General features: G+C 70.8%; 6 protein-coding genes. 1 reads left to right on the top strand and 5 read right to left on the bottom strand.

Going from position 1 to position 7,427, the window contains the following annotated elements:
• From FNH04_RS14065 to nsdA, 4 genes are all read right to left on the bottom strand, one after another.
• Positions 1-1,125 (bottom strand): [protein-PII] uridylyltransferase family protein (locus tag FNH04_RS14065; RefSeq protein WP_322723031.1); only part of this gene is annotated, 1,125 nt, incomplete at its 3' end.
• A gap of 22 nt (positions 1,126-1,147) precedes the next feature.
• On the bottom strand, positions 1,148-1,486 hold the full coding sequence (locus tag FNH04_RS14060; RefSeq protein WP_131558414.1) for a P-II family nitrogen regulator: 339 nt from the start codon (positions 1,484-1,486) through the stop codon (positions 1,148-1,150).
• Positions 1,483-2,817 (bottom strand): ammonium transporter, encoded by a 1,335-nt coding sequence (locus FNH04_RS14055; protein WP_152784012.1) that lies wholly within the window; start codon positions 2,815-2,817, stop codon positions 1,483-1,485. Before FNH04_RS14055 ends, FNH04_RS14060 begins: the two co-directional genes overlap by 4 nt.
• A 430-nt stretch (positions 2,818-3,247) precedes the next feature.
• Entirely contained in the window at positions 3,248-4,756 is a 1,509-nt protein-coding gene (gene nsdA, locus FNH04_RS14050) for a transcriptional repressor NsdA (protein ID WP_322723030.1), read from the bottom strand.
• Between the two features lie 448 nt (positions 4,757-5,204).
• Between nsdA and FNH04_RS14045 the strand changes: the two genes are divergently transcribed.
• Positions 5,205-5,861 (top strand): bifunctional DNA primase/polymerase, encoded by a 657-nt coding sequence (locus FNH04_RS14045; protein WP_152784008.1) that lies wholly within the window; start codon positions 5,205-5,207, stop codon positions 5,859-5,861.
• An 87-nt stretch (positions 5,862-5,948) separates the two neighbouring features.
• Here the strand turns inward: FNH04_RS14045 and ftsY are convergent, their stop codons facing one another.
• Complete coding sequence (gene ftsY / locus FNH04_RS14040; RefSeq protein WP_152784005.1) at positions 5,949-7,160, bottom strand: signal recognition particle-docking protein FtsY; 1,212 nt, start codon at positions 7,158-7,160, stop codon at positions 5,949-5,951.
• Between the last annotated feature and the right edge of the window lie 267 nt (positions 7,161-7,427).

The following is a 7,427-nucleotide window of genomic DNA, read 5'->3' as shown; positions in this document are numbered from 1 at the left end:
GGGCAGCGGGCGGGTGGCGGCGGCCATACGGCGTACCGCGTGGAGCGAGAGGGGCAGTCCGGCCTGGGCGGCAGCGGCTGCGGCGCGCAGGGGCAGCACGGGGTCGCGCTCGGGGCGCGCGGCCCGCGCGAGCACCACCTCGCCGTCCTGCTCGACCACGCCCTCCGCGAGCGGGGAGCGCTCGGCGGTGGGCTTCCCGCCCCCGAGCATGGCGCGCAGACGCGGCCGTACAGCGCGCGACCGCAGCACGCGCCCCACTTCGCGCCAGGTGACATCACTGGCGTACGAGATGACGCGCGCGGCCTCGTACACCTGGCGCAGGAGCGTGTCGGCGTCCAGCAGGCCGAGTTCGGCGGCGACCTGGTCCTGCTCCTGGAGGGCGAGCCGGTCGGTGGCGCGGCCGGTGGTGAGGTGGAGCGCGTCCCGTACGTCGAGGAGGCGGCGCCGGGCTTCGGCGAGGCCCTCGCGGGGTGCGTCCGCGAGCCAGGACGCGGCGACCGCGCGCAGGGCGGTGGCGTCCCGGAGGCCACCGCGGGCCTCCTTGAGGTCGGGCTCCAGCAGGTACTGCAGCTCGCCCTGGCGCTCGGCCCGTTCGGCGCACAGCTCCTGGAGTTCGGGGAGGCGTTTGGGCGCCTGGTTGCGCCAGTCGGCCAGAACGGCCGTGCGCAGGCCCGCCGTGAGACCGAGGTCGCCCGCGACATGGCGGGCGTCCAGCAGGCCGAGCTGCACCTTGAGGTCCTCGCCCGCGGTCTTGCGCGCCTCGGCGGGGGTGCGCACGGAGTGGTCGAGGGCGAGTCCCAGGTCCCACACCGGATACCAGATGCGGTCGGCGAGAGCGGCGACCGCGTCCTGGTCACTGCCGTCGTGGAGGAGCAGCAGGTCGAGGTCGCTGCGCGGGGACAGCTCTCCGCGCCCGTAGCCGCCGACGGCGACCAGGGAGACGCCGCGCAGTCCTTCGGCGCCCGCGTCGAAGAGACCGCTCAGCCAGTCGTCCGTGAGTTCGGCCAGGGCCGCACGGCGCGGCGGCCCGGACCGCGCCTCCTCCTGGAGGAGGCGCAGCCGGGCCGCCGCGTAGCCGCTGGGTCCCGAGTCCTCTGCTTCCGTACGTACGTCCGTACTCGTCACCCAGCGACTCCTGTTCTTCTCGTCAGAGCGCGTCGGGTCCGCGCTCGCCGGTCCGGACCCGTACGGCCGTGTCGACCGGAAGGGACCAGACCTTGCCGTCACCGATCTTGCCGGTGCGGGCAGCCTTCACGATGACGTCGATCAGCTGCTCGGCGTCGTCGTCCTCGACCAGCACCTCGATCCGGATCTTGGGGACCAGGTCGACCGTGTACTCGGCGCCGCGGTAGACCTCGGTGTGTCCCCGCTGACGACCGTAGCCGCTGGCCTCGGTGACCGTCAGGCCGTGGACTCCGAAGGCCTGCAGGGCCTCCTTGATCTCGTCGAGCCTGTGGGGCTTCACGACGGCGGTGATGAGCTTCATGCGTCCACCTTCTTGCTCGCGGCCGCAGCCGGGGTCGGGACCGCGGTACGGGCAGCGCCACCGCCCGCTCCGCTGAAGTCGTATGCGGTCTCGGCGTGCTCCGCCTGGTCGATGCCGGCGACCTCGTCGTCCTCGGTGACCCGCATCCCGAGCGTCTTGTCGATCAGGAAGGCGAGGATCGCGGAGACGACCAGGGAGTAGGCGAGGACCACGAAGACACCGGCGCACTGCTTCCAGAACTGGGTCAGGCCGCCGCCGTAGAAGAGACCGGCCACGTCGGACTGGCCGCCGCCGGTGGCGAAGAAGCCGATGAGCAGGGAGCCGACGACACCGCCGACCAGGTGGACGCCGACGACGTCGAGCGAGTCGTCGTAGCCGAACTTGTACTTGAGACCGACGGCCATGGCGCAGAGCAGACCGGCGATGGCGCCGACGGCGATCGCGCCGAGCGGGGAGACCGCGCCACCGGACGGGGTGATGGCGACCAGACCGGCGACCGCGCCGGAGGCGGCGCCCAGCGTGGTGAACGCGCCGTGGCGGATCTTCTCGTAGATCAGCCAGGCCAGCATGGCGGCGGCGGTGGCGACCTGCGTGTTGACGAACATCAGCGCGCCGACACCGTCGTCGTTGCCGAGCCACGAACCGGCGTTGAAGCCGAACCAGCCGAACCACAGCAGACCGGCGCCGAGCATGACCAGCGGGAGGCTGTGCGGACGCATCGGGTCCTTCTTGAAGCCGACGCGCTTGCCGATGACCAGGATCACGCCGAGCGCCGCGGCACCCGCGTTGATGTGGACCGCCGTACCACCGGCGAAGTCGATCACGCCCAGCTCGAAGGCCCAGCCGCCGGTGCCCCAGACCCAGTGGGCGACCGGGAAGTAGACGACCGTGGCCCACAGGGCGATGAACAGCGACCAGGCGCTGAACTTCACGCGGTCCGCGAGCGCGCCGCTGATCAGGGCGGGCGTGATGATCGCGAACATCAGCTGGAACATGGCGAAGACGTAGATCGGGATCGTGTAGCCGTCCCACAGCTGGGTCAGGCCGATGCCGCTCAGTCCGACGTAGTCGGAGGACCAGCCGATGATGCTGCCGGAGTCGGTGCCGAAGGCGAGGGAGAAGCCGTACAGCACCCACAGGATGGTGACGATCCCCAGGCTGATGAAGCTCATCATCAGCATGTTCAGGGTGCTCTTGACGCGGACCATGCCTCCGTAGAAGAAGGCCAGGCCCGGGGTCATGAGCATCACCAGGGCGGAACAGATGAGCATGAAACCTGTGTTCGCGGCAGAGAGCTCCGTCTCTGCGGCCAGCGTGATGGCTGATGCCATCGGCGTCTCCTCGTCAATAGGTACGGCCCCGTGCGGGCGAAGCCTGAGCGGGTTGAGGGGTGGGCCGGTTATGCGCCACGAGATTGACGCAGCGCCGTTTCGGTCGAAGCCCCTCGATGTTTCACCGCCGTGACGAAGGCGCCCTACGTGTTACGCCTTGATGAACTGCCGGATCCCGACCACCCTGATCGTTATCGTGACGCAACCTTCCCCAATGACAGCCGCAACCATCAATTGAGGAACCACAACGGCGATCAACCAGCTCCGCGAAAGCGGCGCCGGGTTAGGCGCAAAAAGGAGCCGCCGGTTTAGGCGCGAAAGGGTGCACCGGCCGCGGCGGCCATCCGATGACCTGGCACTTGGGGGAGCCGAGTCGGGCAGTCGGGGTGGCCGGCCGCGGCCGGAATCCTGGGGCCCGGGGACCGGGCCGTCAGACCGCTTCGGCGGTCTCGGGCAGGTGCCGGGAGAGCTGGTCGGTGAGGTCCATGACCTCGGCGAGCTCGCCGAAATCGCGTACGGCCGTGTCGACGGTCTTTCGGATACGAGTGTTGACCCGCTCGGAGCGCACCTTTTCGGCTGCCCTCATGGCCCGCCGGGCGAGCTCCGCGCCCTGCTCGGGCTCACGCTGGAGCAGATGCACCGTGGCCATGCCGATCAGGTTGAGTGCGTACGACCGCTGGTGGTCGGGGTCGTCGGCGAACAGCTCGACCGCCCTGCGCATCACGGGCTCGGCCATGGAGGCGTAGGTGGGGCTGCGGCCGGCGACATAGGCGAGGTCGCGGTACGAGTGGGAGTTCTCCCCGTGCAGCTCGGCCTCGGAGAAGAAGCGGATCCAGTCGGGGTCCGGCTCGTCCCACTCCTCGGCGTCGGCGAAGGTGTCCTCGGCCATCCGGACGGCGCGCTTGCACTTGCCGGGCTGGCCCATGTTGGCGTAGGCACGGGCCTCCATCGCATACAGCATGGACTGGGTGCGCGGGCTCGCGCAGTCACGGCTGCCGTACTGGGCGAGGTGGATGAGCTCGAGTGCGTCGTCGGGCCGCCCGAGGTGGATCATCTGGCGGCTCATGCTGGAGAGGATGTACGACCCGAGGGGCTTGTCGCCCGCTTCCTTGGCGGCGTGCAGGGCCAGCACGAAGTACTTCTGGGCGGTCGGCTGGAGCCCGATGTCGTAGCTCATCCAGCCCGCCAGCTCGGCGAGCTCTGCGGCCACCTTGAACAGACGCCGGGTGGTGGCCTCGGGCTGGGACTCCTGGAGGAGGTCGGTCACCTCGTGGAGTTGGCCGACGACGGCCTTGCGGCGCAGGCCGCCGCCGCACTGGGCGTCCCACTGCCGGAACATCACGGTCGTGGTCTCCAGCAGGTCCAGCTCAGGCTTGGACAGCCGGCTCGGGCGGCGCACGGCGGGCCCGGACGCCTCATCCGGCGCAAGCCCCGCCTCACCGAGCCCGGTCGAGAACTTGGGAGCGGACGACGAGGGCACGAGCCAGCGCTGCATGGGCTCGATGAGGGACGGGCCCGCGGAGAGGGCCAGCGAGGTCCCGAGGAAGCCGCGCCGCGCCAGCATCAGGTCGCTGCGCGAGAACTCGCTGATCAGTGCCACGGTCTGCGGGCCCGTCCAGGGCAGGTCGACACCGGCGGTGGACGGGGACCGGTGGGGGGCCCGCAGTCCCAGGTCCTCGACGGCGACGACGCAGCCGAACCGCTCGGAGAAGAGCTCGGACAGGATCCGGGGGATCGGCTCGCGGGGATTCTCGCCGTCGAGCCAGCGGCGCACGCGGGAGGTGTCCGTGGAGATGTGATTGGCCCCCAACTGGCGGGCCCGGCGGTTGACCTGGCGGGCGAGCTCGCCCTTGGACCAGCCGCTCCGCACGAACCAGGAGCTCAAGAGCTCGTTGGGGCGCTTGTCAGCGTTCGTCCCGCCTCCGCCGTTGCCGCCCACTGGAACGCCCCCATTCCTGAAACCACTTGTGCGCTGTGTGCGCCAAGCCCTACCAGAATGCCGGTATGTGCCGTGGCGCGTCCGGCAGTTGTCACTCGTCGAACGGGAACTCGACTTGCCTCCGGCATACTCACGAGCGCTTGAATCCCCCGGACTCGTGTACACACAGTAATCTTACGATCACCCCTCCAGCCATGGCGATTCCAGAAACGCCACCATTCGCCACCCCATCGGATGAACTCACCGTGGTGTACTCGCGATTCACTTGACACATGACGGTCGGGGGCAGGCGGAGTGACGCATTCAAGGGCGCGCACCGTCGGGCGCACCACCCGAATCGCTACGGAGCGCCATCGGAAACGAGCGATCACCCGACAAGATGGAAACAGAGGGTAACGACTCGCCTCCGTGCCGTAACCGCCGGCGCGCTGGACCCGTTGGAGGGGGCATGGGCTTCACGATCGGCGGCATCCGGGAGTTGCGATCCGGCTCGCGTCGGCGCGGCCGCACGACGGAATGCACCGCCGTGGCCGAGTTCACCGGGCTCTGGGGCTGGGACGTGGTGCCCGGGGCGCGCGCGACCGCGGGAGCGTGCTCGTGCGGAAGGCCGGACTGCGACGAGCCCGGCGCCCACCCCCTCGCCTTCGCTCCCCCGGTGCGTGCCGGAGCCACCCTCGACGAGGTGACCGCGGCCTGGGCGGAGTTCCCGGGCGCCTCGATCATGCTGCCGGTGGGCCGCGCCTTCGACGTGATCGAGGTCGCCGAGCCCGCCGGGCGCCGCGCGCTGATCCGTCTGGAGCGGATGGGCCTCCCCCTCGGCCCCGTCATCGCCACCCCCGAGGGCCGCGCCCACTTCCTCGTCGCCCCCGGCGGCGCGGCCGAGCTTCCCGAGCTGCTCTACCGCATGGGCTGGGACGCCCCCTCGTCCCTCGACCTGAGCGGCCTCGGCCCGGGCACCCATGTCACGGCTCCGCCCTCCGACCGCGGCACCCTGGGCCCGGTCCGCTGGCTCCGCTCCCCCGCCCTGGACTCGGCGACGAGACCGCCGGCCGCGCGCCTGCTGCTGGGGACGCTGGCGTATGTGGCGCACCGGTCGCGGGCGTAGCACCTGCCGACGCCGACAGCGAAGCGCCCGTCCCCACTGCTTGGGAACGGGCGCTTCTCCTGACCGCCTACGGGAGTCCGGAAGTGGTCACTCTCCGATAAGAGCGTCAACGAACGCCTCCGGCTCGAACGGCGCCAGGTCATCGGCGCCCTCTCCCAGACCGACCAGCTTGACCGGCACACCCAGCTCACGCTGTACGGCGACCACGATGCCGCCCTTGGCCGTGCCGTCGAGCTTGGTCAGCACGATGCCGGTGATGTCGACGACCTCGGCGAAGACACGGGCCTGGATGAGCCCGTTCTGCCCCGTGGTCGCGTCGAGCACCAGGAGCACCTCGTCCAGCGGGGCGTGCTTCTCCACGACGCGCTTGACCTTGCCGAGCTCGTCCATGAGGCCCGTCTTGGTGTGGAGCCGGCCCGCCGTGTCGATGAGCACGACGTCGGCGCCCATCTCCTTGCCCTCCTTGACCGCGTCGAAGGCCACGGAGGCGGGGTCGCCGGCCTCGGGGCCGCGCACGGTGTGGGCGCCGACGCGCTCGCCCCAGGTCTGGAGCTGGTCGGCGGCGGCCGCGCGGAACGTGTCGGCCGCGCCGAGGACGACGCTCCGGCCGTCGGCCACGAGGACACGGGCGAGCTTGCCGGTGGTCGTCGTCTTCCCGGTGCCGTTCACCCCGACGACCATCACGATGCCGGGCTTGCTGGTCGCCGGCTCGGTCTTCACCGTACGGTCGAAGTCGGTGCCGACCAGCTTCAGCAGCTCCTCGCGCAGCAGCCCGCGCAGCTCCGCCGGCGTGCGGGTGCCGAGCACCTTCACCCGCTCGCGCAGCCGCTCGACCAGCTCCTGGGTGGGTTGCACGCCGACATCGGCGGTGAGCAGGGTGTCCTCGACCTCCTCCCAGGTGTCCTCGTCGAGGTGCTCGCGCGAGAGCAGGATGAGCAGTCCCTTGCCCAGCGCGTTCTGGGAGCGGGAGAGCCGGGCGCGCAGTCGGACCAGTCGGCCCTCGGTCGGCTCCGGGATCTCGATCTCGGGAGCAACGAGATCGGGGACGACGGGCGGCTCCTCCACGGCGGTGGGGGCCCCGCCGCCGGGAAGGTCCACCTCCTCGATCGTCCGGCGCGGTTCGTCGCGTGGTGTCTCGGCCTCGTCGCCGACGTGCGGCTCGGCCGGAGGGGCGGTGATGTCGGGCGTCGTGGGGGGCGCCGGGGGCAGCGGCTTCTTTCTGCGGCTGCCGATGACGAGCCCGCCGATCGCGGCGAGCACAACTACGGCGATGACTACAGCGAGGATGACGATTTCCATAACAAGGCCAAGTATGGCGTGACCCCCCGCTCGGCGGTTCGCTGTCCACGCGGGCACAGTCCCCACCGGGCCGGGCCGGCCCGCGGTCCGACCTCGCGTCGGCCGGAAGCCCCTCAGGGGTGGAGTCACAACGCGACCGGTATGGCTGGGCGCGTCGGGTACACGGAGCAGTGTCCCCTGGCGGTGTCATGGTCCACCAGGTGGGCTGTGACACCCCCTTGCCGCCTCACCACCCACATGACGGCGCCCCGGCAAAGCTCTCGAGCC

The sequence above is a fragment of the Streptomyces phyllanthi genome (assembly GCF_009377205.1).
Taxonomy (GTDB): domain Bacteria; phylum Actinomycetota; class Actinomycetes; order Streptomycetales; family Streptomycetaceae; genus Streptomyces; species Streptomyces phyllanthi.
The sequence above is the reverse complement of the archived record's forward strand: the minus strand, read 5'-3'. Positions and strand labels throughout refer to the sequence as shown.